Source organism: Rhodococcus sp. HNM0563 (assembly GCF_012726195.1).
Lineage (GTDB): Bacteria > Actinomycetota > Actinomycetes > Mycobacteriales > Mycobacteriaceae > Rhodococcus.
Window position 1 is genome coordinate 375790 of sequence record NZ_JAASAF010000002.1, and the last position, 22361, is coordinate 398150.

General features: G+C 61.4%; 20 protein-coding genes and 1 pseudogene. 8 read left to right on the forward strand and 13 right to left on the reverse strand.

What is annotated here, in order from left to right; all coding sequences use genetic code 11:
- Positions 1 to 2 precede the first annotated feature (2 nt).
- Positions 3 to 497 carry a hypothetical protein gene (locus HCA61_RS05440; protein WP_169687148.1) on the reverse strand — a complete coding sequence of 165 codons (495 nt, stop codon included), beginning with the start codon at positions 495 to 497 and terminating at the stop codon, positions 3 to 5.
- A 447-nt stretch (positions 498 to 944) separates the two neighbouring features.
- Between HCA61_RS05440 and HCA61_RS05445 the strand changes: the two genes are divergently transcribed.
- On the forward strand, positions 945 to 2828 hold the full coding sequence (locus HCA61_RS05445; protein WP_169687149.1) for a cutinase family protein: 1884 nt from the start codon (positions 945 to 947) through the stop codon (positions 2826 to 2828).
- A gap of 660 nt (positions 2829 to 3488) precedes the next feature.
- Here the strand turns inward: HCA61_RS05445 and HCA61_RS05450 are convergent.
- The 4 genes from HCA61_RS05450 to HCA61_RS05465 all read right to left on the reverse strand — a co-directional run bounded on the left by HCA61_RS05450 (position 3489) and on the right by HCA61_RS05465 (position 8149).
- Positions 3489 to 4016 (reverse strand): pentapeptide repeat-containing protein, encoded by a 528-nt coding sequence (locus tag HCA61_RS05450; RefSeq protein WP_169687150.1) that lies wholly within the window; start codon positions 4014 to 4016, stop codon positions 3489 to 3491.
- 80 nt (positions 4017 to 4096) lie between these two features.
- Positions 4097 to 4954, reverse strand: coding sequence for a glycosyltransferase (locus tag HCA61_RS05455; protein ID WP_240958957.1), 858 nt, complete (start codon positions 4952 to 4954; stop codon positions 4097 to 4099).
- Between the two features lie 33 nt (positions 4955 to 4987).
- Positions 4988 to 6316, reverse strand: coding sequence for a UDP-glucose/GDP-mannose dehydrogenase family protein (locus tag HCA61_RS05460; RefSeq protein WP_169687152.1), 1329 nt, complete (start codon positions 6314 to 6316; stop codon positions 4988 to 4990).
- 342 nt (positions 6317 to 6658) lie between these two features.
- Positions 6659 to 8149, reverse strand: a complete 1491-nt coding sequence (locus HCA61_RS05465; protein ID WP_346777502.1) for a sugar transferase — start codon at positions 8147 to 8149, stop codon at positions 6659 to 6661.
- A 567-nt stretch (positions 8150 to 8716) separates the two neighbouring features.
- On the opposite strand from HCA61_RS05465, the gene HCA61_RS05470 reads away from it, so the two are divergent.
- Positions 8717 to 9637 (forward strand): UTP--glucose-1-phosphate uridylyltransferase, encoded by a 921-nt coding sequence (locus tag HCA61_RS05470; protein WP_169687154.1) that lies wholly within the window; start codon positions 8717 to 8719, stop codon positions 9635 to 9637.
- A gap of 105 nt (positions 9638 to 9742) precedes the next feature.
- Here HCA61_RS05470 and manA read toward each other — a convergent pair whose 3' ends face one another.
- Entirely contained in the window at positions 9743 to 11173 is a 1431-nt protein-coding gene (manA, locus tag HCA61_RS05475) for a mannose-6-phosphate isomerase, class I (RefSeq protein WP_346777495.1), read from the reverse strand.
- Between the two features lie 292 nt (positions 11174 to 11465).
- Here manA and HCA61_RS25960 point away from each other — a divergent pair, with 292 nt between their 5' ends.
- Complete coding sequence (locus tag HCA61_RS25960) at positions 11466 to 12332, forward strand: helix-turn-helix domain-containing protein (RefSeq protein ID WP_206039673.1); 867 nt, start codon at positions 11466 to 11468, stop codon at positions 12330 to 12332.
- 120 nt (positions 12333 to 12452) lie between these two features.
- On the opposite strand, the gene HCA61_RS05485 is transcribed toward HCA61_RS25960, so the two are convergent.
- Both HCA61_RS05485 and HCA61_RS05490 read right to left on the reverse strand, forming a co-directional pair.
- Positions 12453 to 13049, reverse strand: coding sequence for a YdeI/OmpD-associated family protein (locus HCA61_RS05485; RefSeq protein WP_169687156.1), 597 nt, complete (start codon positions 13047 to 13049; stop codon positions 12453 to 12455).
- A gap of 223 nt (positions 13050 to 13272) precedes the next feature.
- Positions 13273 to 14094 carry a DUF4041 domain-containing protein gene (locus HCA61_RS05490; RefSeq protein WP_169687157.1) on the reverse strand — a complete coding sequence of 274 codons (822 nt, stop codon included), beginning with the start codon at positions 14092 to 14094 and terminating at the stop codon, positions 13273 to 13275.
- Here HCA61_RS05490 and HCA61_RS26150 point away from each other — a divergent pair.
- Complete coding sequence (locus tag HCA61_RS26150; protein WP_240958959.1) at positions 14081 to 14659, forward strand: hypothetical protein; 579 nt, start codon at positions 14081 to 14083, stop codon at positions 14657 to 14659. The two genes, HCA61_RS05490 and HCA61_RS26150, sit on opposite strands and share 14 nt — an antisense overlap.
- 101 nt (positions 14660 to 14760) lie before the next feature.
- On the opposite strand, the gene HCA61_RS05500 is transcribed toward HCA61_RS26150, so the two are convergent.
- Both HCA61_RS05500 and HCA61_RS05505 read right to left on the reverse strand, forming a co-directional pair.
- Positions 14761 to 15192 (reverse strand): hypothetical protein, encoded by a 432-nt coding sequence (locus HCA61_RS05500; RefSeq protein ID WP_206039675.1) that lies wholly within the window; start codon positions 15190 to 15192, stop codon positions 14761 to 14763.
- A gap of 120 nt (positions 15193 to 15312) precedes the next feature.
- Entirely contained in the window at positions 15313 to 15621 is a 309-nt protein-coding gene (locus HCA61_RS05505; RefSeq protein WP_169687158.1) for a hypothetical protein, read from the reverse strand.
- Between the two features lie 651 nt (positions 15622 to 16272).
- On the opposite strand from HCA61_RS05505, the pseudogene HCA61_RS26155 reads away from it, so the two are divergent.
- Both HCA61_RS26155 and HCA61_RS26160 read left to right on the forward strand, forming a co-directional pair.
- Positions 16273 to 16359 (forward strand): annotated as a pseudogene (locus HCA61_RS26155) (DUF2510 domain-containing protein); the annotation flags it as partial.
- Between the two features lie 294 nt (positions 16360 to 16653).
- The gene (locus HCA61_RS26160; RefSeq protein WP_346777503.1) at positions 16654 to 17043 is read left to right on the forward strand and encodes an Ltp family lipoprotein; all 390 of its coding nucleotides are present in this window, start codon (positions 16654 to 16656) and stop codon (positions 17041 to 17043) included.
- Between the two features lie 194 nt (positions 17044 to 17237).
- Here HCA61_RS26160 and HCA61_RS05515 read toward each other — a convergent pair whose 3' ends face one another.
- Complete coding sequence (locus HCA61_RS05515) at positions 17238 to 17393, reverse strand: hypothetical protein (RefSeq protein WP_169687160.1); 156 nt, start codon at positions 17391 to 17393, stop codon at positions 17238 to 17240.
- A gap of 212 nt (positions 17394 to 17605) precedes the next feature.
- Positions 17606 to 17791 (reverse strand): hypothetical protein, encoded by a 186-nt coding sequence (locus HCA61_RS05520; RefSeq protein WP_169687161.1) that lies wholly within the window; start codon positions 17789 to 17791, stop codon positions 17606 to 17608.
- 219 nt (positions 17792 to 18010) lie between these two features.
- Between HCA61_RS05520 and HCA61_RS05525 the strand changes: the two genes are divergently transcribed.
- Complete coding sequence (locus HCA61_RS05525) at positions 18011 to 19198, forward strand: TerC family protein (protein ID WP_169687162.1); 1188 nt, start codon at positions 18011 to 18013, stop codon at positions 19196 to 19198.
- A 245-nt stretch (positions 19199 to 19443) separates the two neighbouring features.
- Positions 19444 to 21114 carry a hypothetical protein gene (locus HCA61_RS05530; protein WP_169687163.1) on the forward strand — a complete coding sequence of 557 codons (1671 nt, stop codon included), beginning with the start codon at positions 19444 to 19446 and terminating at the stop codon, positions 21112 to 21114.
- A gap of 79 nt (positions 21115 to 21193) precedes the next feature.
- On the opposite strand, the gene HCA61_RS05535 is transcribed toward HCA61_RS05530, so the two are convergent.
- Positions 21194 to 22141: an ERCC4 domain-containing protein gene (locus HCA61_RS05535; protein ID WP_169687164.1), complete on the reverse strand. Its 948-nt coding sequence runs from the start codon at positions 22139 to 22141 to the stop codon at positions 21194 to 21196.
- Positions 22142 to 22361 lie beyond the last annotated feature (220 nt).

Below are 22361 nucleotides of genomic sequence, written 5' to 3' on the forward strand. Positions count from 1 at the left end.
GACTACAGGTCTGCGGCGTCCAACGCCGGGGCGGTTGCGGCAGGCTGGACCACGGAGTGTGCGCGAGGTGCCCGTGAGGGTGCCGTGGGAGTCGGCTCCGGAGCGACGACGGGCGCCGCAGCGGGTGCTTCCGGGTCCTCGACAACCGCCTCGTCTGCTGGATAGAACGCGACCGCAGGCAGCTTCAACCCCATCTTCTGACTCAGGTACGCCGCCAGGTCCGCCAGCTCCGGTGCGGCCGCATCGGACCCGGCGGCCGCCGCGAACACCGCCGCTAACAGCTCGTACATCCCCGGATCGGCACCGACGAGAAGGCGAAAATCCTCCTGCCGCGCAATTCCGAATGCGAGGTGCTGCTCCCCGCCATCGGGAGCGTCCACGCAGCGCAAAGCGCCAGGTACGGCCTTCGATCGGAGATAAGGCCCCGGGGTGGCGCGACCGGCGACACTCCGCAGCCGGGTCGCGGCCATCTCGAATACGGACTCAGCGTTGGTCATCTGCGCTCCTTCCAATCGGTGGTGCGGCACAAGCTATCGGTCCGGTTCACCAGCAGCCGGTCGGAGCTGATGACCAGTGGGCACGAGGCTCGGGCACCGCGCCGATCCCCCATCGCGGTTGGCCTCACCGAGAATGTCTACTACTATTGGACGTGCTGGCGGCTGGTTCATCCACGTCGTGCGGCCGCGTCTCCCAGAGAGTCGCGCTACCTATGCACCCCTCCCTCGCGGCGGGTGTGTGTGGGCAGATCCGATAGAGCGTAGTGAGCGTCGGCCTTGCCGGCGCTCCTCCTTTTTGTTCAGGTAGATGGCCTTTTTCATCAGAGTGGAGAAGGCGTTTGCCAGGGTGTCCGCGTCCACACCCAGCGGATCCGGGGACAGCGAGACCGGCCAATCACACCGGCCATCGACGTCGATCCGGGCCCACACCTGACTCGGAGATGCCCGATGACGCCCCGCGCATCCATGCTCACACGCGCCGCCACCGCTGCACTCACCACAGCCGTCGCAGGCGCAACCAGCCTCGGCGTCGGCGCGCTGGCCGGCCCCCCGGCATACGCCGCTGCCGGCGACTGCTCCCCCGCCGAAATCATCGCCGTCCCAGGCACCTGGGAGACCAACAAGAACGCAGACCCGAGTACGCCCGTGGGGATGCTCAAGACTGTCACCGACAAGGCCGCCGCCAAGTCCGGCGGCACCATCAGCTCTCTCTTCCCCGCCTACGAAGCCACCGCCTTCGACCAAGGCGTCGGCTACGCCGACAGCAAGGCCGACGGCGTCGCCGCCGTCAGCACCGCACTCAAGCAGCGCGCCGCTCGCTGCCCGTCCACCCTGTTCGGACTCACCGGATACAGCCAAGGCGCTGACATCGCCGGCGACATCGCAGAACAGATCGCACAAGGCAACGGTCCGATCCCCGCATCCAGACTGCGCGCCACCGTCTTGATCGCAGACCCTCGCCGCGGTACCCCCGGGGAAACTGTCGTCGGCCCGAATCCGCCCGGCCACGGCATCGCCGGTCCGCGTACCGACGGGTTCTCCGGCATGAAGGTCATGACCATCTGCGATCCCGCCCCCGACCTTTACTGCGCCACCCCGGGCGACGACGGTCTCCTCAGTGGCATCGGATCGGTGCTCGGCAACGTCGGGCTGGCAAGCAGCGCCGACGACGCCCCCACCAACCCTGCCGACACCGCCACGGCCACCGATCTCGCCCATCTCAACATCGACGGCCTCAAGACCGCATCTACTCGCATCCAGACCGCACTCTCCTCCGGGGACACCGCTGGCGCGCGCACGATCGCGACCCAAACACGCAAGGACAGCCAGCTGGTCCGCAGCCTCGCGCAGAACATCAGCAACGGATACGCCGCCGCCACCCTTACTGACTTCTCCCAGGACACGGCCCAGTACCGCGCCAGCACCGTCCTCAACACAGTCCGCAGTGTCGACATCGACAACCTCTCAAGGATCCTCGACAGCCTCGCCGACGGAGCCGAGAGCCTCGGCGCAAATCAACTCATGGGTTCCGCCGCCGACCTCGCCGAAGTTCTCGGCCCGCTCGCAGGACTCGGCGGTAGCGATGTCACCGCGGCCGCACGCATCGTGCGTGGCATCCAACCGGTCTCTCTGCTCCGCCAAGCCTCGGTCACCTCGGGCAAGGTCGCACGCATCGACTTCCAAGGCATCGTCAACGACCTGACCACCTTGGGCTCGCTCGCCGCCGTCGGCGACTTCCCCGCCATGCCCAACATCGTCAACGCCCTCAACGCCAAGCTCGTCGGCATCGTCGAAGCTGTCGACTCGGTCGATCTCGACCCGCTCATTGCGATCCTGCAGACCATGCCCACCGGGTCACCTGAAAGGCTGGCCGGGGATGTCCTCAAGGTCATCAACCGCCTCGACCTGACCGCACTCGCTCAGAACGTCGCTCTGATCGTCAAGTACGTGATGAGCGGTGACCTGCTCGCGATCCCACCGCTGATCCTCCACACCCTCGCCACCGCGGCCGACACCAGCGGGATCCTCGACGGCGTCGACCTCGACGCCGTTTCGAACCTCGCCACCTCGTTCAACGTCGCCTCCGTCACTCGCTCCGCGACCCGAGCCATCTCCTTCTATTCCGGTGGTGCGCACCAGAACTACGGCCAGCTCGTCGTCGACTCCCGCGGCCGTGACGCACTGAGCTGGACCGCGGACTACTTCACCAGCGAACTCGGAGGCCGCAATTCGGCCGTGACCACCAGCAAGAGGGCTCCGGCAACGACATCTGCAACACCGTCGCAGCCGACCTTTACCGTCGAGGGTGAGCCCGCAGCCGCGGGTAACTGACCGAAGAGAAAGGCGCCGGCCATGTCCGCGATACTTCACGCGGGCGCGTTCGTGCTCGCAATACTCATCAGCATCGCCCTGATCCGGGCCGCGTTCGCTGTCCCCGCATGGTGGGCTGCGCTAACGGTCTCCGCACTGATGAACATCCCGGTCGCACTTCTCGCGTGGGCGGAAGCCCCACGATGGGTCATACCCCTCCCGCTCGTGGCGATACTCGGGGTGCTCGCCTTCATGCTGTCCGCCGTTGCGGTCGAACAGCATCGGAGGTTGCAGCACCTTCGCCGCGAGCGGGACAACGCCCGCCAAACCCTCCGCCGACCCGAGTCGGTCAAGACGTCTCCATCGGCCGCGGCCGGCACGCCAACACCAGCAGGCTGGTGGGATGCACCGGTGGTCGTGGAACCTCCTGCAGTCCATGCGGTAGCGGAGACCACCGGGGTAGGCTCAGGCGACCTGATGCCTGACCAAATCAGTAGAAACCAAAGCGCAGACCAAGATCGCTTAGAGTTCGACGAGCTGATACGCCGAAACTTCTCTACTTAATTCGGCTTTGTGGGCATTCGAAAATCATTGGTCGAGACGACCGAATCAAATCCGCTGGCACGGAGGAAATCAGCAGACTCCCAGCCTGGGGCGATTGATCGTGAGTCTTGCTGGTAGTTAGCGTCCGCACTCGGTCAGGTCGCGGTTGTCCGGGAGCTCCACGTCAGTTGGAAGATTCCGCGGCGGCCGGTCACCGTATTTGCAGATGCGCGACAGCTGTAGTGAGGTGATACGGGTGCCGAGGAGGTTGGCATCGGACAGATTGGCCCCCTCGAAGGAGGCAGAATCGACCATGGTTTCGGTCAAGTCTGCACCGGTGAGTACGGCCTGGTCCAAAATGGCCTCGGTGAAATCCGTGCCGACGAGATTAGCGCCGGAGAGGTCGGTGCCGGAAAGGTCGGCTCTGGCGAGTACGGCTCGCAAGAGATTGGCGTCGGGCAGAGCAGCAAGTGCGATGTCGGCGTCGTAAAGGAAGAGACCTGCCATATTCTGCCCAGTTAAGTCCATTCCGTTGAACGGACGGGGTGTCTCCAGTTTTTCGTCGGAACGCTCTCGGATGAACCGAAGGTTCTCAAGTCGCTCTGCCTGTTCCGCCCGGCGATCGTCGGTGATAGTCGTGTACGCAACTCCAAGGAAGGCGATCAAGGCTGCTGCACCGACACCTATGAGGACTTCACGAATTCCCGATTTCCATTCTCGATCTCCGGGGCTTCTTGTGCCACCAGCTAGTAGTACTTTGTTAGGTTCACCACTTCTTGTTGCGGGGCCTCGAGTTTCGGCGGGATGTCCGAGACGATGACCGGNAAGTACAGGTCAGCACGGTACAAGTGCTCCATGACCTCACGATTTGGTACCCACCCCGTGACAGTGACGCCCGCATCGACGAGGCGGCGTTTCAGCGCATTATCACCATCCCCGACCCAAAACCATTCAATCGCGGGATCAGCAGCAGCCTCGACGGTCGACGAGAAGAAGCCCGGGTCCTTCTGAGCTGAAATCCTACCGACGGTAACAACCCTCAGCCGACCGGAGTCTGCTAATGACGCGTGCTCTTTCTTCAGCGAAGCCACAGCGATATTGGGTAGGTATTTGACTGACGTTCTGCGCCGGTTGGCCAAGCGAGAAGCGGTCGCCACCTCGTGCGGGCTGATCGCTGCGATCGTCTGCGGCCGCTGGCTCAACATAAGTTCAGCACAGTAATATGTAGCCCTGACAAGCCCACTGGTGTCCTGCCGCAGAAATGAATAGGAGTGAGGGGTGTAGATAACTTTGACGTCACCATAATCAAAAGCCCGCAATATTCCTGCGAAGCTCGAATGGAGGTGAACGATCTTCGGCTTGCGTTTCCGGATATACTCGGCAGCTCGGCGGATAAAGTCGGGGGTGGATCCCTCGAGCCTGAACACAGGGACATCAGGCCCAACGTCCACGTTGTGAGCTGTGCGGGTCCTAACAAGCAACTCATGAGTTAACTCACTAGAATTCTCAATATACCGGGAAATCGCCGTTTGAACGCCGCCTCCGTAGGCTTCGGATACATGGAGCACATCTACATGCGAAGGACCAGAAGCCGCATTAAACATTATGTTTCGCTCTCACTGGATGCCGGTAATCGATCAGTTCCTGCCCAGGCCGCGGAATGTCCATCCCGATTGCCTCCACAGATTCGCATCGAGACAATTTCGGCCGTCGATTATCATGCGCTTTCGGACGATCCCGTCAATACTACGCGGGTCAAGTTGGCGGAATTCCTTCCATTCCGTGAGGACAAGAATAATATCTGCGCCTCGGCACGCCTCCTGCGCCTCTGTTGCATAGTTCAACGTGGGAAAGAGCGCCTTTGAATTCTCCATTGCCTTCGGATCGTAAACCGTCACGTTCGCGCCTTGAAGCTGAATCTGTCCGGCGATGTTCAGCGCAGGCGAGTCCCTCACATCATCTGAGTCGGGCTTGAAGGCAGCACCTAGGACTGCCACACTCGCTCCAAGCAAAGAGCCTCCAAGCGCCTCCCGCGTGAGCTCCACCATCCGGGTGCGGCGTCTCATGTTAATCGCGTCGACCTCCCGAAGGAAGGTCAGCGCCTGGTCCGCGCCCAGTTCACCCGCTCTCGCCATAAAGGCCCGAATGTCCTTGGGAAGACAGCCTCCGCCGAACCCGATACCAGCGTTCAAAAATCGACGCCCGATCCGGGCATCGTGACCAATTGCGTCCGCAAGCAGGGAGACATCAGCTCCCGCCGCTTCGCACACCTCCGACATGGCATTGATAAAAGATATCTTTGTAGCGAGGAACGCGTTCGCAGCTGTCTTTACAAGTTCCGCAGTGGCCAGATCCGTTACGAGAAGGGGGATCTCCTCGTTAAGAAGCTGGGCGTAGACCTCGCGTATGATCTGTTCCGCCCAGCCTTCACTCTGCCGGTCGACTCCGAGAACGAGACGATCTGGGTGCAGAGTGTCCTGAACGGCATATCCTTCCCGGAGAAACTCCGGATTCCAAACGAGTTCGACTTCGTTTCCGGCGGGCGCAATCTCTCGCACACGATTGGCAAGCTTCTGAGCAGTACCGACCGGGACTGTCGACTTTCCCACGATTAGTGCGGGTCGTGTCAATAGCGGGGCCAATGTGTCGACTACCGCGTTAACGTATGTCAAGTCGGCTGCATACTCGCCCCTTTTTTGAGGGGTCCCAACTCCGACGAAATGAACATCCGCAAACTCTGCCGCCTCGTGATACGAGGACGAGAACCTGAGTCGGCCGTTTGCAATATTTCGCTTCAATACCTCTTCGAGGCCAGGCTCGTAAAAGGGTACTTCGCCACTTTCTAGCTTGGCTAGTTTACTTATGTCGACATCAACGCCTACGACTTCGTGTCCAAGCTCGGCCATGCACGCGGCGTGTGTAGCACCCAGGTAGCCAGTGCCAAAGACAGCAATACGATTACTCATAGGAATCTCCGGTTCTTTCTACAGTCTCCGCCTCACGATGAGCCCCGAGGCCAGCATCACAACCAACCGCGGGAGGAGACCTACTTTTTCCTCACACGGGTACCGATGCCATGAGGGCTCTGACGGTACTGCTTGAATATCGATGCGGTGACGAGGATTCGACACCTTTCTCCCGCTGGTGATCGCACCACAGCCTGCGGAAGCACCAAGACACCAAGTACTCAACCTCTCGACGCAATTCGGCCCTTGAAGGATCATTGCCTCGTACGTAAGGCATTCAACTCCCGATGGCTATGTACTTAGCAATGAGCGGCGGCTGGTCACATTCGTCGCTCCATTGAGCTAGTAGGCACCGTCTCTGGCGAGCACTGCTTTGACGGTCTTCCCTATGATCAACACGTCCGAAATCATCGACCAGTTCTCGACATACGACAGGTCGAGCCGCACCGACTCGTCCCACGACAGATCCGAACGACCACTGACCTGCCAAAGGCCCGTCACACCAGGACGCACCAACAAACGACGCTTCACGCGGCCGTCATAATTCTCCACCTCACGACGCAACGGCGGACGCGGACCGACGACACTCATCTCACCGCGCAACACGTTGATGAACTGCGGCAACTCGTCGATGCTGTACCGGCGCAACAACTTACCCACCCGGGTCACACGCGGATCCTCACGCATTTTGAACAACAGGCCGGCGCCTTCGTTTTGCGTCAGCAACGTGTCGACCAACCTGTCTGCGTCCGTCACCATGGACCGGAACTTGATCATTCCGAACGGATTGCTGTCCAGGCCGATTCGCTCAGACCGATAAAACACCGGCCCCTTGCTGTCCAACTTGATCGCTAACGCCACCACCGCGAAAACTGGCGCTAGGACTAAGAGCGCTGCCACAGAGAATGCCAAATCGAAAATCCGCTTACCGCTTCGCTTCGCACCGTGATAGCTCGGCTTCTCGACATGAATCAACGGAAGTCCAGCGACCGGGCGCATTTCGAGTCGCGGACTGGATACATCCACCACTCCGGTAGCTACCACGAGATCGGTGTCGTGCGGCTCTAGCTTCCACACCAGATCCTTGATGCCGTCGTGGCCCAAGGTCTCTGTCGCGGTCACTGCCACAGTGTCGGCACCCGATGCTGCCAGCGCATCGAGAACCGAATGCTCGTCTCCAAGGATTGGCACTGCCCGCCCATCGACATCGATCTCATCCCCAACCACACCTGAATATGCAGGGACACACACACCGACAACCTGGTAACCGTCGGTGAACTGTCGATCGAACGTGCGGCTCAAATGCCGCACTGCCCGCGCGCCCCCTACAACGAGGACAGACGTCGTGAACTCACCCCGGCGACGCTTCCGCGCCACAGCTTTCCGCCACATCCAGCGGGTAATGAGCAACCCCGCTAGACCAACAGGCAATGCAATCGCAAGATACCCTCGGGCAAGCTCCAAGCGGAAGACCAATGCCACGATCGCGATGAAGCCGAACAGCCGGAGAGTGCTGGATACAATGCGCTGATACTCGTCGTAGCCAGCCCCGATGACTCGACGCGATCGCGTACGGAACACCCGTAGATTCACCAGCCACGCAACTGCCAACCCCACCGAGATCAAGCTGTAATTGAGCGTGCTGACCGGCTCCATGGTCAGCAGGTTCTCCTGACCGAAACGCACGATATGCGCCAGCAAGACCGACAGGATCACCATAAGGGCGTCGGTCCAGAACAAGCTACGCACGTATTTCGACTGCCACTCCCACCGCGTCGAGTTCGAACCTGAACGGTTTGGGACGAGTGTCGGTTTCGTACTGGTTGCACCGATTTCCGAAGCGGGTTGCCGCTTTTCACCGACCGCGGTCACGACGGGTTCACCCTCATTGTTGTCTCCTCCCCGAGACATGCACTGCGTTCACTTAGTACGGCGCAGTAGAGTTTGCGGCCCTCCCAAGCCACATAACCCCACACTCGCCGTTCGAGCACTCAGGCTCGTCGTTACCTGGACGACTCGGTCTTCTCGCCTCGACATCCCTGGATGAGACTGTAACGTTACTTACCCGGATCGGCAGCTTGGACGCTCGACCAGTTTCCGGGTCTTCAGGCTTCGCGCGACGTTGCAACATTTTGCCGGTACCGAAAGGCACAGCATTAGGGCCTGCGTAGGGCCAGAAACGGAATACGGCTGTCTATCCGCCCTTTTCGACGCTGCATCGACTCGCGCACTGCGACAGTCAGGCATAGACTTCGTTCCAACGGAGTCCGTAGGTATGGCGTTCGTCAGCGTAAACATATTGCCGGTGAGATTCATATCACATTAGCTCGTCACGGAAATTGTTTCCGAAACGCGGGGTACCGGACAAAACACACTCGACTGGGGAGGCGAGGTTCCACAATGGAAGGAAACGCGGGGGTGCACAAGGCATTCCGCACGGCGGTAGTACCGGCAGCTGGAATGGGGACTCGATTCCTGCCTGCCACCAAGACCGTCCCGAAAGAGCTCTTGCCGGTGGTCGATACGCCCGGCATCGAGCTGGTCGCCTGTGAAGCTGCGGACTCGGGGGCATCACGGCTATTGATTGTCACCGCGCCAGGTAAAGATGGCGTCGTAGCACATTTCGTCGATGATCTCGTGCTCGAGAACCACCTGGAGGCCAAGGGCAAGCACCGGCTGCTCGAGAAGGTTCGTCGCGCCCCCAACCTGCTCGAAGTCGAATCCGTCATCCAGGACCGCCCACTGGGCCTCGGCCACGCGGTCGGGTGTGCCGAGCAATCGTTGACGGACGACGAGGACGCGTTCGCCGTCCTACTTCCCGACGACCTTGTCCAGCCCTCAGGAATTCTGGAAACGATGGCGAGTGTTCGCGCCCAACACGGTGGCACCGTACTGTGCGCGATCGATGTCCCGAAAGGACAGGTGAGCTCTTACGGGATCTTCCACGTCGAAGAAGTCTCCGGTATCGCCGATCCGGATGTAATGAAAGTGCTCGGCATGGTTGAGAAGCCACAGCTCGCCGACGCGCCCTCCACGTTGGCGGCAGCCGGCCGTTATCTCCTCGATCGGCAGATCTTCGATGCACTTCGTCGTATCAAGCCGGGCGCCGGTGGAGAATTGCAGCTGACAGATGCCATCGCTCTGATGATCGAGGAAGGCCACCCGGTCCATGTAGTCGTGCATCGCGGGACAAGGCACGACCTCGGCAACCCCGGCGGTTATCTCCGTGCCGCAGTCGACACAGCACTCGACAGCGACGAGTACGGGCCCGATCTACGGAAGTGGCTTTCCGAGCGTCTGGAAATGAACAACAAGGGCTAACGCTCGCAGTCCCGAGAAGTCAAGCGTTCCCCGGATCAATATGATCCGGCGAACGCCCTCTCGTTCATACGCCCCCTGCGTCGCACTCGCACGGAATGCGGTGTATCAAGTGCCGGCAGCAATGAATACCTGCGAATCTGCGCCGACCGAAGCAAAACCAACCGTCGCGCCTGCCGGTACCCAGATCGATTCGCCCTGCGCCACCACAAACTCGCGCTGGGAGCCGATGACCTCTGCATTTTCGATCGTGATCCTGCACGTACCCTTCGTGCACAAGAGAATCTGAGGACCACGTGCATAGTTCCGCGCCCCGTCCGATCCCACAGCACGGCCCCCGTCGATTTCGACACGTCGCAATCGAAACTCGGGTGCAGGCGTGGGGTAATGCAAGATCACCGCGTTCCACGACGAATCCGCAAGCGGGTCCGCTCGCACGATCGGGGGTGCGATGGGATCGAACCGGAGCACGCGCATCAATTCGTCGCGGTCGATATTCTTTTCGGTCATCCCTCCGCGTAATACATTGTCGGAGTTCGCCATGACTTCAATGCCCGTGCCGTGCACGTATGCGTGCAAATGTCCAGCATCGAGGTAGATCCCCTCGCCTGGATTCAGTGTCAGGCGGTTCAGAAGCAGGGCCGCGAGCACACCCGAATCACCCGGATACTGTTCTGCCAGGTCGATCAACGTTTCGACTTCGTCCGCAAAGTCGCCCGCCGGACGCTCATCGAGGTATCTCTCGCATCCCTCCACCAGAGCCGATAGCAAGGCGGCAGCGTCTGACTCACCCAGTTTCAACCACTTTTCGAACACGTCGCGTAACCCACCGGCCGACAGTTCCTCTGCGAAACCCACAAGCGCCGCTACGCGGAGGTCCCTGATCAAGGCAACCGTCGTAGGTACGTCACGAAAACCCGCCAGGGCGTGAAATTCTGTGAGCGCAACGAGGAGCTCCGGCTTATGATTGTCGTCGCGATAATTCCGCACCGGTGAATCGACCGGGATGCCGGCCGCGTTTTCGCTTGCAAAACCTGCGCGTGCCTGCTCGCGCGTCGGGTGTGCTTGCAACGACAGCGCAGACTCGGCTGCCAATACTTTGAACAAGAACGGCAGCTGTTCACCGAATCGCGACAGGGATTCAGGTCCCAGGGCTGCCTTCGGTGACCGCGAAATCGCTTCGGCCAGCGAGGCACCACACTGCAGTACCGAAGGTCCGTTCGGATGCGCGCCCAACCAAAGTTCGGCCTCGGGTTCCTCACTCGGAGACGTTCTTCCCGTCAAATCTGCGAGGGCAGTTCGAGATCCCCAGGAATACGGCTGGACAATTCCGCGTAAGCGCTGTGCACAATGCAGCACGTCGCCGGAAACCTCGTCCGATTCTCCAACGGTGTTCGTTCTGACGCTACTGATTTCGATCGTCTCCCCTCGGCGTCGGATACATCCATCTTGCGTGGGTGCTGGCCGACCGGCCTGATTTTCCGAATCTTTCGCGACACCATGCGGTTCGCGCGCCGAACGTGGTGGCTGCCTCTGCACGTCTAGGGGAGGACTCCGTGCAGACGCTGCTCGTTCGGATCAGCGGTGACAGTCTCATGCTGCCCGTGTTCGAGAAGATCCTATGTGCCCTGTTGCACCCTCGCGAGCCGAACCGATAAGCACAAATCATTGACGCTTGCCGATACCGGTGCCAAGATGATCAACTACGCGCACGAACACGTGTGCGAATAATTGAACAGAAGGCCCGCCACGACTGGCATCGCGACGGGCCGGATGTCCGACTGTGTAAGGAGTCGAACATGCGTCAGCATACCTTTGTGCAGGTGCCATCGTGAGTATCGAAGCGATCGCCTGGGCACTCAAATACGCTGCTATCCCCTCCCCCACTCCACACGGCATGCCGTCTGCACCGGCATTGACCTTGGTGCTCCTCGGATTGGCGAACCACGCCTCACGACAGGGCGAAGGCGCGTACCCGTCGGTGCGCACCCTCGCCGGATACGCCCGAATGAGCGAACGCCAAGTGCAACGCTGCCTCGGCGCACTCGTCGAACTCAGGATCATCGGCCTCGGCGATCAGCGCCAGGTGGCGGCCACTATCTCCCGTGAGGATCGTCGTCCCACCTGCTACAACATCCGCATGTCGCGGCTTAGCGGCCGGCCCAACGGCGCCGCAAGCCCGGGTCACCTGCAGTCGGGCAGATCGCGTGTCGAGCTCGAGCACCATGCAGCCGCGGTCGAGGTTTTCGGTCACGCCCACTCCGGCATCACCATGACCGATGCTGCGTTCGCCTCGCGCAAGTCGTGGACGACGGACATCAGCATCGACCATCAGGGGGTGACGGTGGTGATCGAGTACGACGGCGCCTACTGGCATCGCGCGGACGCGAAGATTCTCGTCGACCAACGCAAAAGCCTGGATCTGCTTGCTGCAGGGTATGTGGTGGTCCGTCTGAGGGAATTCGATCTACCCGGCCTCGAAATCGAGCACCCGCGGTACCGGGAGATTCGGGTGTACCCGAGGGCGCCGCGCCCCCGCGTGGTCATGGAAGACATTCGCAAGTGGGTCGACGATCTACCAGTTGGCGATCTCGCGCCGCTGCCAACCTCAGCCCCGCCGGCGGTTGCAGGATCTCAGCATGAACTGGGACGGCGCATTCCTCATCGGTGCAGTGAATGGTGTGGATGCAATGGGTGATTGAACACCACAGCGGAATTCTGGCACCGCTGGGTGCGATCATCGTGGCGACGATTGCGCCCAGTGGTGCGAGGTTGGCCCCTCCTCCGTGCTACTGAATACACTCGTGCCTCGTACCCCTTACTCGTCCTCACCTCGGGGTTCGGATGCGCTTGTCTCCCCATTGGTAGCGAGTTTGGCGATACGACCGGCGCGACTGGCAGCGCTGGGCGCAGTGAGGATTTGGTGAATCACCGCAAAGCGACGCCCACGATCCAGCTCAGCAAACCGCTTCGCCGCAGTGGGTGAATGCTCCAACGCTGCTGCAAGGTCAGCGGGCACCTCGGCCGCGGCCGGGCCTGGGTACGCACGCTCCCAGCGACCGTCAGCTTTGGCACGGTCCACCTCGGCATTTCCGCGAGCCCGCATCCTTCCCGACGCGATCAGAGCACCGACGAGCTTCACGTTCCGTTGCGACCAGATCGAGCGGGCACGCCGCGGAGTAAAGAGTTGCTGGAACGTGAAGTCGTCGATTGAATTGCGTCGCCCATCGATCCAGCCGCTGCAGAGGGCCTCCTCCAGTGCTTCGGCATAAGACAACGACGTCGGAACCGACGTGCCTTTCTTCGCCAAGACGAGCCGCACCCCGTCGACGGAGTCCTCGTGCGAGTCCAGCCAGTTTCGCCAAGCCACCGCATCTGCGACGACCAGTTGCGGCGGCTCTTCTTTGTCGTTCATGACGACCACTGTCCCACCCATTGCGGTCAGCTCTCGACCTAATTCTGCAGTGACTTCGAGATCATCGACCCGCGGCGACCAGGAACGAATTGCAGCCGCCACCTCCCATGGGCGCCCGCCCACCTGCTACTACTCACCGATGGCACGCGTCGATAACGGAGCCGCAGCATGACTCCCGGCTGTCAGAACTTGCCGCGAGTACTGCGGACAAGTGCTTTCACAGTCAAAACGCAGTGTCCTTCTTCCCGATGCTGACCCGATACTCCTCTGCCTCAGGCTCGGACGTGAACGAAAGCACTTCGCCGACATGCGTACGCAGTGCCCCGAGCACGTCATCCGGGGCGGCGTAGAAGAACTCGCGCCTCGGATTCACCTTGTTCACTCGCCGCTCGGCGAACGCTTCGTGCAACTTCGCTTCGACGGTCACCGCATCCTCGGAGAAGAACAACGCGTGCACATCGAAGCGGAACGGCACCGAAGCGTCACCGAGCTCACGCACCCTGTCCATCGGATCAAGCCGCCGTGTCATTCCGATCTTGACCATGTTGATCCCGAAGGCACCCATGTTGGAGATGACGTAGACGTACCCTGCGCGGATGTTCGCTGCGCGATAGTCCACATCGTCGATCGCGCGCTGGACATCGGCGAGCTTGGCCCGCAGGCGCTCTGCTGCAGCACTGTCACCATTGGTCTCCAAAGTTGCCAGTGCCGCCTGGTAGTGCGCCAACTCTTTGTCCAGCTTGGCTCGTTCGGAAGCCAACTCCTGCTCGGCCTTCCGCTGCTCACGCATCTCCTCACGACGGGCACGTTCGGCTTCCTTCTCCTCCTGCACCTTCTGATGCACATCGGCCGCGAGTTCGAGTTCTCTCAGTCGCAGACGGTGATAGTGGTCCGTCACACGCAGAGCGATCATCCTGCCCTGGCGGGCGATCTGCTCGGAGGCTTTGAACAGCCGTGCGGAGGCTGCATCAAGGTTTCCGACCTTCACCGTCTTGACGCAGTTCTCAGCTTCAGCGTTGTAGGCGCGCAGCATGATCTTCGACATGTCCGAGACAAACTTTCGCCCCTGCGCTACCGAATTGTTGAACGTGAAGTTCGACGTAGCGGTGATCGCGGTCTTGTCCCGGACAAGCTTGTTTGATTGCTGCCTGCACCCGAGCGAGTTCGTCCTTGAGTTGAACGGACGTCTCGGCTGGATGGTGGTATCGATACAAGCCCACCGTCTGCAGTTCCTGCGTGTCTTGCGTCTCGACGAGTTCGACTCGCGCTGCCGCGATTTGCGCATTCAGATCAGCGTGCTGGACGTGCAGGGCAGCAACTTGATCGTTCAGGCGGGCGGTTTCGGCGTCGAGCGCATCCACCCCACCAATGCCCATCCGATCGATGAGAACGCGCAAGCGATCCACCTCGGCCTGCAGTTCCTGAGCACGCTTCTTCCCGTTGAACAGCGTGATGCGCTGCTGCGGCGACTCCGGCGGACCGGCGGGCGGCAGATCCGCCGGCGCCTGACTGCTCTCAGGAGGGAAGGGATGGACAGCCGACGTCCACTGCACTCCGTCCCACCAGCGCAGCTGCGGCAAGCCTCGAGGATCGGGGTGCCATCCGGGTGACGCGCTCATAGACAACAGACATCAGATCCTGACGTGTTCGGGCTGCGGAGACGCTTACACGTCTCCGGGATCAAGGCAAGGTGGTCAAGCCCACCACCCGATCACGACGCGATTGCGTAGTTGAATCCGCCTCCTCGGTAACGGCTCTCATCGCGAGCCACCAGAGTGGACTGGGGCGCCGCACCGGAGCTGCCCGAGAACAGCGGGTACCGCACCTCGTAGATCGCGGCATGAACATAGGTCGAGTCATCGTTGTCGATCGACGACCACACGTACGAACCTGATTCGATACCGACCTCGATGGCCGCGCAGTACGTATTCGCGTCGACCTTGTTGTTCAAGGTGACGTACTTGTCGACCATGCCGTACCGGTCGTAGTAGGTGATGTGATTGCCATTCGGGTTCGCACTGCAGAACACGTACTTGACCGTGCTGGTCGAGACCGTCACGGCCTGCGCTGCAGGCGCGGTGAGCATCGTCGCTCCCGTCGCGATCGTGGCAGCACCAACGAGGGACGCGATCAACTTCTTCATGCTTTCCTATCTTCCAATTCCAAAGCTACGAGGATCACGCACCAGTCCCCTACTTCCTTCACTCCGATACGGATGCAAGGCGGCAGTAGCGGCTATTCGCAAGACTTGCTCAGTGGAGATTCAGTCGCGGATGGGAGATTCCGCGCCCCGAGCAATCATGGCGATAGTGGTGGCGATGACGACGGCGATCAGGCTCGGCGCAAGCGCCACTACCGCCTGAGCAAGCCGATGAGGGGCGAGAGGCCCGATCTCGGCATGGATTTCGTCGTCATGGCTGCAGACTACTTCCTCGTGCCGACAAATCACGAACTGGTACAGCCCATGTAATTCGATCGGATGACACGCCATCTGCCCAGAATGAGACGGCACCCGGTTGCAGTCCCTGGTTCGGCCAATGCGGTGACGGTGGTCGATACGGATCATCAGCACTCGGAGCGCCCCTTTCGGGTCGATCCACCTGCACCAATGCGGTCGTCCGCGCGTAAACCCTGTAACTCACGGATTCATCCAAACAAATGACAAAGCATTGGTAACACCCCCGAAATTGCTGGCGATGAGGAGGACATGGTGCACCACTCTCGAACACCGAGCCAAAGGCGAAACCGACGCAATTTCGCCTTCTGGGCGTTCCTTGTGGTGGCTGCGATCGCTGCTGTCTTGATGTACACGACGATCGAGGGCAGGGAACCACCTGCCGCCAGCACCACGCCGGCCTACGAACCGATCAAGCCGACGATTCCAGCGCTCTCGCCGCCTCTGCATCCGCTTCCGCAGATCTCGGAAACTTCTGGGCCTGTTCCGATTCCAGCCAGTCGCATTTCGACAGGAGTCACCGAGTAGCCCATTCTCGAATCTGCCACGGCGGTCGACGGACGTAGGTGCGCATCGAATCGGATGCATTCGGTATCGGCATTACGCCATCGGAGTCTCATACATCGCCGCGCCTCATATCTCGCATATCGACGTTCCGACAGATCGTGGAGACGCCAACGATTCGATCTGAAAAGGCTATGTCGCAAACAATTTGACACGACATTCATGTGCAACACCAAGCGGTTGCCCCCATAGTAAGGAACAGCCTTGACGACACCTGCTGGATGGCTTCCAGATCCCGACGGCTCCGGACAACTTCGCTGGTGGGACGGGCAACAATGGACGTCAGCCGTTCACTCACCCGAGGTGAGCTCGACACCGCCCCAACAGATATCGGCACCACAGCAAGACTCTGAGCCCGGCAAGTCAACACGCAAGAAGTGGCCATGGATCGTCGGCGTCGTCGCGGTGCTCGTCATCATTGTTGGTGCAGTGAGTTCTCCAGATCAATCCACTGACAATACGGCCGGCGCCCAGGAGACCACGACGCCATCGACTGCGGTACAGAAAGCTCCGGCCACAACAAAGCCGACGACCTCGACTGCGGCTTCGACACGCCAGGAAACGACTGTCGCGCCTGTCGAAACGGTGACGCTGCCACCCGAGACCGTGACGGTCGCAGCCACAGTGACAGCCGAACCGCAGGCTAGCGCACCGGCAAGGGCGGAGCCCGCGACGACGGGCGGCATGACCGGTGGTCAGAGGAACGCTGTACGTGCGGCAGAGAGTTACCTGGACATCTCCGCCTTCTCACGGCAAGGCCTGATCGACCAACTCGAGTTCGAGGGCTATACGACCGAAGACGCGACTTTCGCCGTGGACTACGTGTCGCCGGATTGGAACGAGCAGGCCGCACTGTCCGCGGAGTCGTACCTCGACCTCACCGCCTTCTCACGACAAGGGCTGATCGACCAGTTGGTATTCGAGGGATTCACCTATGAGCAAGCTCAGTACGGAGTCGCACAGACCGGGATCTAGTCTGATCGCCTCTGGCAGGAGGCCCTGTACCAAGAGTCAGAGCAGGGAGTACGCGGCGCAGGCATCATGATCGCAGCCCATGGTTGTACCGGTGCAGCCCCACCGTCTGCACTCCCGGCGGCTCGCGTTTCGATAAGTTCGACTCGTGCTGCGGCGATCGGCGTTTTCAGATCCGCGTTCTACGCACGGACGGTTCACCCGGCGTCTCTCCATGTTTCGTCTGAGGAGTCGTCCTCGAGTGGAGGCGGCTTCTCACCGCGGTCGCGTGCTGCGATCACCCGTCCGAACACCAGGGCCGCGACAACCGACAGCGTGAGCCATGCGATGAGCAGCCAAACGATCCAGTGCATACCTCGCATATCGGCCGAATCGGATGATTGTTACCGGCAGACACAGAAATCGCCCTACGATTCACGCCACCCGCAACGCGTCTCGCTGGTCTCTGTCGACGGCACGTGAACAGTGACCTCGGCATGGCCTGGGTTCGAGGCGGAGCTTGTGCGCATTGCCGTATCGGTGGGCGGGACGACGTCGACGACGGAGTCGCCCGGACAAGGGGATCTCACGGGCACTGGCGCAGGCCGCGCCGTTCGGCTTCTGATACGAACTCGTGGTGGGCCTTGCGGGCGTTCTCGATCGAGTCGAGTTCCCCCTCGGCGATGAAGTACTGGATTCGCTGATACCAGAAAGCGATGCCCTCGAGAACTTCGCTGTCCGGTGCGTTCCTGGGACTTCCGAAGTTCACCATGTTCTGGGCCTCTCACCCGAGTGTCGTTTCTGCCTCGATCAGGGAACTCGGCGATCAGGCCGCCGAACCCGAGACGGCCATCTCCGACGCCTGGGCGGAGCATGGCGCCAAGTGTGAGAGTACTCGGACCTGTAACAGCCACATGACGAAACACAAGATGGCGTCCCCGCCGGTCACTAGACTGACGAATCACCTGTCCACCCAGACCGAAGGCTGATAATGCACGTAACTCCCCTGGCCTGGGGGTTGACGATTGCAGTGATCGTCGGCCTGCTCGCCTTCGACTACTTCGCTCACGTGCGCAAGGCTCACACGCCCACGCTGAAGGAATCGGCGATCTGGTCTTCGATCTACGTCGGGTTCGCCCTCATCTTCGGCGTCGTGGTACTCGTCTTCGGTGGTACTGCGATGGGTGCAGAGTACTTCGCGGGTTACGTGACGGAGAAGGCGTTGTCGGTGGACAACCTCTTCGTCTTCCTGATCATCATGTCCAGCTTCCGGGTGCCACGAGACGACCAGCAGAAAGTGCTTCTGTTCGGCATCGTGTTCTCACTCTTCGCCAGAACAGCGTTCATCATTCTCGGTGCGACACTGATCAATTCATTCGCCTGGGTCTTCTACATATTCGGTCTGATCCTGCTCCTCACCGCCGGCAACATGCTGCGGCCCGAAACCGAGGAGTCGCATACGGCAGAGAACTTCATCATCCGCCTCGCCAGGAGATTCCTCCACACCAGCGAGCACTACGACGGCCACAAACTGTTCACCATCGAAAACGGCAAGCGGGCCTTGACGCCGATGCTGCTCGTAATGGTCGCCATCGGCGGTACAGATCTACTGTTTGCACTCGACTCCATCCCCGCGATCTTCGGACTGACCCAGAACGTGTTCATCGTGTTCACGGCAACCGCCTTCTCACTGATGGGCCTTCGTCAGCTGTACTTCCTTCTCGACGGACTGCTCGACCGCCTCATCTACCTGTCGTTCGGACTCGCAGCCATCCTCGCCTTCATCGGCGTGAAACTCATCCTGCACGCGCTCCACGAGAACAATCTGCCGTTCGTCAACCACGGCGAACCTGTGCACGTGGTGGAAATCGAGACGGGGACCTCGCTGGCCGTCATCCTCGCCGTGCTCGTCGTCACCGTCATCGCCTCACTGACCAGTGAGCGAGGCAAGGCGCAGTCTGCGATCGCCGGCGCGCGACGTTACGCCACCAACTATGCCGACCTCGACTACACGTCGAGCAAGGAAGAGCGCGAACGCATCTACGCCAAATTGATCGCCAAGGAGAAGCAGGTGAAGGCGCTCGCGCCGAAGTACCGGCAGGAGGCGCGGGAGGAGGAAGGACTGTTGGACCTCATCCAACGCGCCCACGCCGACCACGACGCATTCCTGAAGCAGTGAAACGCGGCAGAGCGCATCTTCCCGCGCGGACCCCAGCTTCCCACAGCAGCGGATACGGCAGCGGGAAGCTGGAATCCGAGCGGGAGACACGGCAAAGCTCGCCACCGCTGCGCGTTCTGCAACGCGACGTGACCGCTCGAGTCCACGATGCCCGGATTCGCGCCCGCGTCGAGTAGCTACCGGAGGCCGATGTCGAATGGGATTCCGACATACCGCATCGGCCGAGAGTGCCGTTACAATCCGGCATGCCTTACGCCGTCCCGCCCGCCGATCCCAACATCCGACTCGAAATCAACGCCTACGCTCCCACGGCACTTCAGGACGTAGGAATCGCGTATTGGCGGCTGGACGGACTCGACCCGGAGACCGGCGAGCCCGTATGGGAGCACAACGTCGGGGCACTCCCCTACAAGATGTGGTCGGGTGGAGCACACTATGCAGCCGCCGCTGCCGTCGCCGCAACGCTCCTCGGCTACTGGTGTGCTTCCTGCAACGGTGAGCTGGTTTTGACGTCGAGGCAAGCACTGTCCGACGCCCTCGTCGGGAAGGCCGTCGAGTGCCGACGATGCAATACCCGTGTCGACGATCAGGCAGCCGGGATTCTCAATCCACGCGCGCTCACGGCCAGCGCCCGACGCGCGATCGAGACGCAAGGGCACGTAGCCGTCGAACAAGCGCGCCGCGAAGTGATCGCTGAGCAGTATCCGGTGGCGTCCGTCGACCCGGAGCAGCTGCTCACCGACGCTTCGCTCCCGGCGAAGCTCGGAGCGCTGTCGGTGATCCACGCGGTCGGCGACACGGACGGGTTGATCTATCCCATCGAGATCAACGATCAGACGATCGCCCCGAACGCATCACTCAGCAAGGACCTCTTCATCGCGGCCTGGGACGGAGGGCTGCTCCAGGTCCATCCGACCTCACCGACGAGTTCGTTCACGTGGGACAGCGGCACCGTTCTCGGCGAAGGTTTCTACACCAACCGCGCGCGGTTCTTCGTTCCCGGCGAAGAACCCGTCGAGGGCCGACTCGCACACTTCGTCGATCTCCTTCTCGCACAACTGGACCCGGATCGTATGTCGTCGTCCGACCACACCGAGCTGGTTGAGCTCGCACAGCATCTCGTCGCCGAGGAATCGGGCCGATACTTCATTCGCATGCTCAGCGAGCACAACCTGCCGGAGCTCACCGATACCCAAGTGGAAGAACTGCGTGCTGTCACAGCGCGCGGCGCAGAGCTGTTCCCGATCGGGCATCTGGACCGGATGGCCTGGGGAGCCACCCGCGATGCGGCCGGCGCCTTTCATCGCACCGCCGGCATGCCGGGAACCGATGCGAACACCTACGGGTTGAAACAGTTCGAACGCTGGATTCAGGGCGCTACCGACAATCCGCGTGTGCTCTCCCAACCGTTCAGCGAAGAGGAACGAAATCTCCCGCTCTCGTCGGCCACCGGCATCGTGTTCCGCACAATCCTCGGCCTCGACCCGATGAGCGCGACCCTCAGCGATATCACCGGAGCACTCGCCGGAGCCCCCACCGACATCCCGGCCACCGAACCGCTCGACGGCTGCGACGCGAGCATCCCCGATCACCATCTGCTGATTGAATGGCTCAGGACCTCGCCCCACTACTGGGAGGACGGCAAGTTCCGGAAGGCACTCGGCCTGATCGAAGGCTCGCCTCCCCAGGTCTGCACGCCGGGCTGCGCGCACGAACGCATCGCGCATGTCGCCCGTGAAAGTGGCGGCGTCTACGACCGCATCGTCTCGAGCCTCGGAGACTCCGACGCTGCCATCCTCACTGCCGAAGCGACTGCAGTGGCCAACGCGCTCGATGACGAAGTACGCGCCGGCGACGCACTGCTCACCGCGGTCGTCCACACACTGCAGACTCAACCCACTCCCGGATCGAACTGACCTCGACCGGCAATCACTGTCGGCAAGTGTCGGTGTGGTCGGTTGTCGAGATCGAGGAGATGCCCCGTGGACGAGCAACCTACTCGTGAGCGGAACGCCAGGCAGCCCACACCTCGGGGCGGAGCCGACCACGATCCGGCACATCGAAGCCTTCCCCGCGAGCCCACGCGCGCACCTGTGCGGTGGACGGTTCTGCGGCAGCGTCGTTCTGCTTCGGTGTGATGCGCTCGCGCGCAGCGTCTTCGATGCCCGCCCACTCGTGTGCGGCAGCGAGGTACCGGTAGGTCCACTCCTCGGCGAGCTGCCGGGTCTCACAGAACACGATCGGCACACTCGGGTAGCGGACCTGCAGTTCGGCAAGGCCGTCAGCGATCACCGCGGGCCGGACCCGTTCGTACTTGAACACGGCCGAGTAGCGGTCTTCCACCACCACTGAGGCGCGCGGAAGTGCTGCCAGTTCGGCCATCGCGAAACGCAGCTTCCCGCTGGTCAGACTGCCCACCAGATCGGCCAACGACTTGCGTTCGACCGAGGCCACCAGCTTGTCGTCGACGACAAGCCCGTAGTCGCCGCACGGCAGCGCCCGCGTCACCGTGACGGCCTGCTGCCCGGTGAATTTGTATGCGTAGCGCTCGTGGGAATCGACGACGATCGTCAGGTCGGGGACTCCTGCGGCCCGAGCGACCGGGGTGCGCACGTTCGGACGCGCCTGTTTCCTGGTGCGCGGCGACTGCCAGAACACAGCGTCACGGCCGCGGGCTTTGGTGAATACGATCTGGGACCGGTTCTCTCGTCCCCGATCCAGCACCACGTCGATCGCGGCCCCGCGGCGCACACAGGAACGCAGCGCCACCTGCTCGACGATCTCGGGGGTGCCGGGCCACTCATCGGTCGAAACCGGATAGCAGAACAGCGCTTTGGTGCGCGGCCAGGTGTCGGAAGTGCGGAACACCAGCCCGCCCGCAAGCGGGAGTCGCAGCAGAAACGGCAACCGTGAGGCCGGGTCCGGGTTGCGGGCAATCACCATGTCCACAGTGCTCAGCGGCCTCCCACTCGGCGGTTCATATCGAGCAGTATCCGATACAGCGTGTGCACCGACAACCTGTCGCGGCAACCGGTCGCCGCCGGAACACTCTTCCAGCGACTGGCCCAGCTTCCCACAACGGCAATTGCGGCAGCGGGCGGCTGGCGTGTGCGCGAGTAGGATTCGCGACCAATATGTCTCGGTCGACATGTCTCGGTCGACC

What these genes read in the sequence shown, in the direction of transcription:
- HCA61_RS05440 (WP_169687148.1), bottom strand. Translation starts at nt 497, where the DNA reads ATGACCAACGCTGAGTCCGTATTCGAGATGGCCGCGACCCGGCTGCGG.
- HCA61_RS05445 (WP_169687149.1), top strand. Translation starts at nt 945, where the DNA reads ATGACGCCCCGCGCATCCATGCTCACACGCGCCGCCACCGCTGCACTC.
- HCA61_RS05460 (WP_169687152.1), bottom strand. Translation starts at nt 6,316, where the DNA reads ATGAGTAATCGTATTGCTGTCTTTGGCACTGGCTACCTGGGTGCTACA.
- HCA61_RS05470 (WP_169687154.1), top strand. Translation starts at nt 8,717, where the DNA reads ATGGAAGGAAACGCGGGGGTGCACAAGGCATTCCGCACGGCGGTAGTA.
- HCA61_RS05485 (WP_169687156.1), bottom strand. Translation starts at nt 13,049, where the DNA reads ATGAACGACAAAGAAGAGCCGCCGCAACTGGTCGTCGCAGATGCGGTG.
- HCA61_RS26150 (WP_240958959.1), top strand. Translation starts at nt 14,081, where the DNA reads ATGATCTTCGACATGTCCGAGACAAACTTTCGCCCCTGCGCTACCGAA.
- HCA61_RS05490 (WP_169687157.1), bottom strand. Translation starts at nt 14,094, where the DNA reads ATGTCGAAGATCATGCTGCGCGCCTACAACGCTGAAGCTGAGAACTGC.
- HCA61_RS05500 (WP_206039675.1), bottom strand. Translation starts at nt 15,192, where the DNA reads ATGAAGAAGTTGATCGCGTCCCTCGTTGGTGCTGCCACGATCGCGACG.
- HCA61_RS05515 (WP_169687160.1), bottom strand. Translation starts at nt 17,393, where the DNA reads ATGCACTGGATCGTTTGGCTGCTCATCGCATGGCTCACGCTGTCGGTT.
- HCA61_RS05520 (WP_169687161.1), bottom strand. Translation starts at nt 17,791, where the DNA reads ATGGTGAACTTCGGAAGTCCCAGGAACGCACCGGACAGCGAAGTTCTC.
- HCA61_RS05525 (WP_169687162.1), top strand. Translation starts at nt 18,011, where the DNA reads ATGCACGTAACTCCCCTGGCCTGGGGGTTGACGATTGCAGTGATCGTC.
- HCA61_RS05530 (WP_169687163.1), top strand. Translation starts at nt 19,444, where the DNA reads ATGCCTTACGCCGTCCCGCCCGCCGATCCCAACATCCGACTCGAAATC.
- HCA61_RS05535 (WP_169687164.1), bottom strand. Translation starts at nt 22,141, where the DNA reads ATGGTGATTGCCCGCAACCCGGACCCGGCCTCACGGTTGCCGTTTCTG.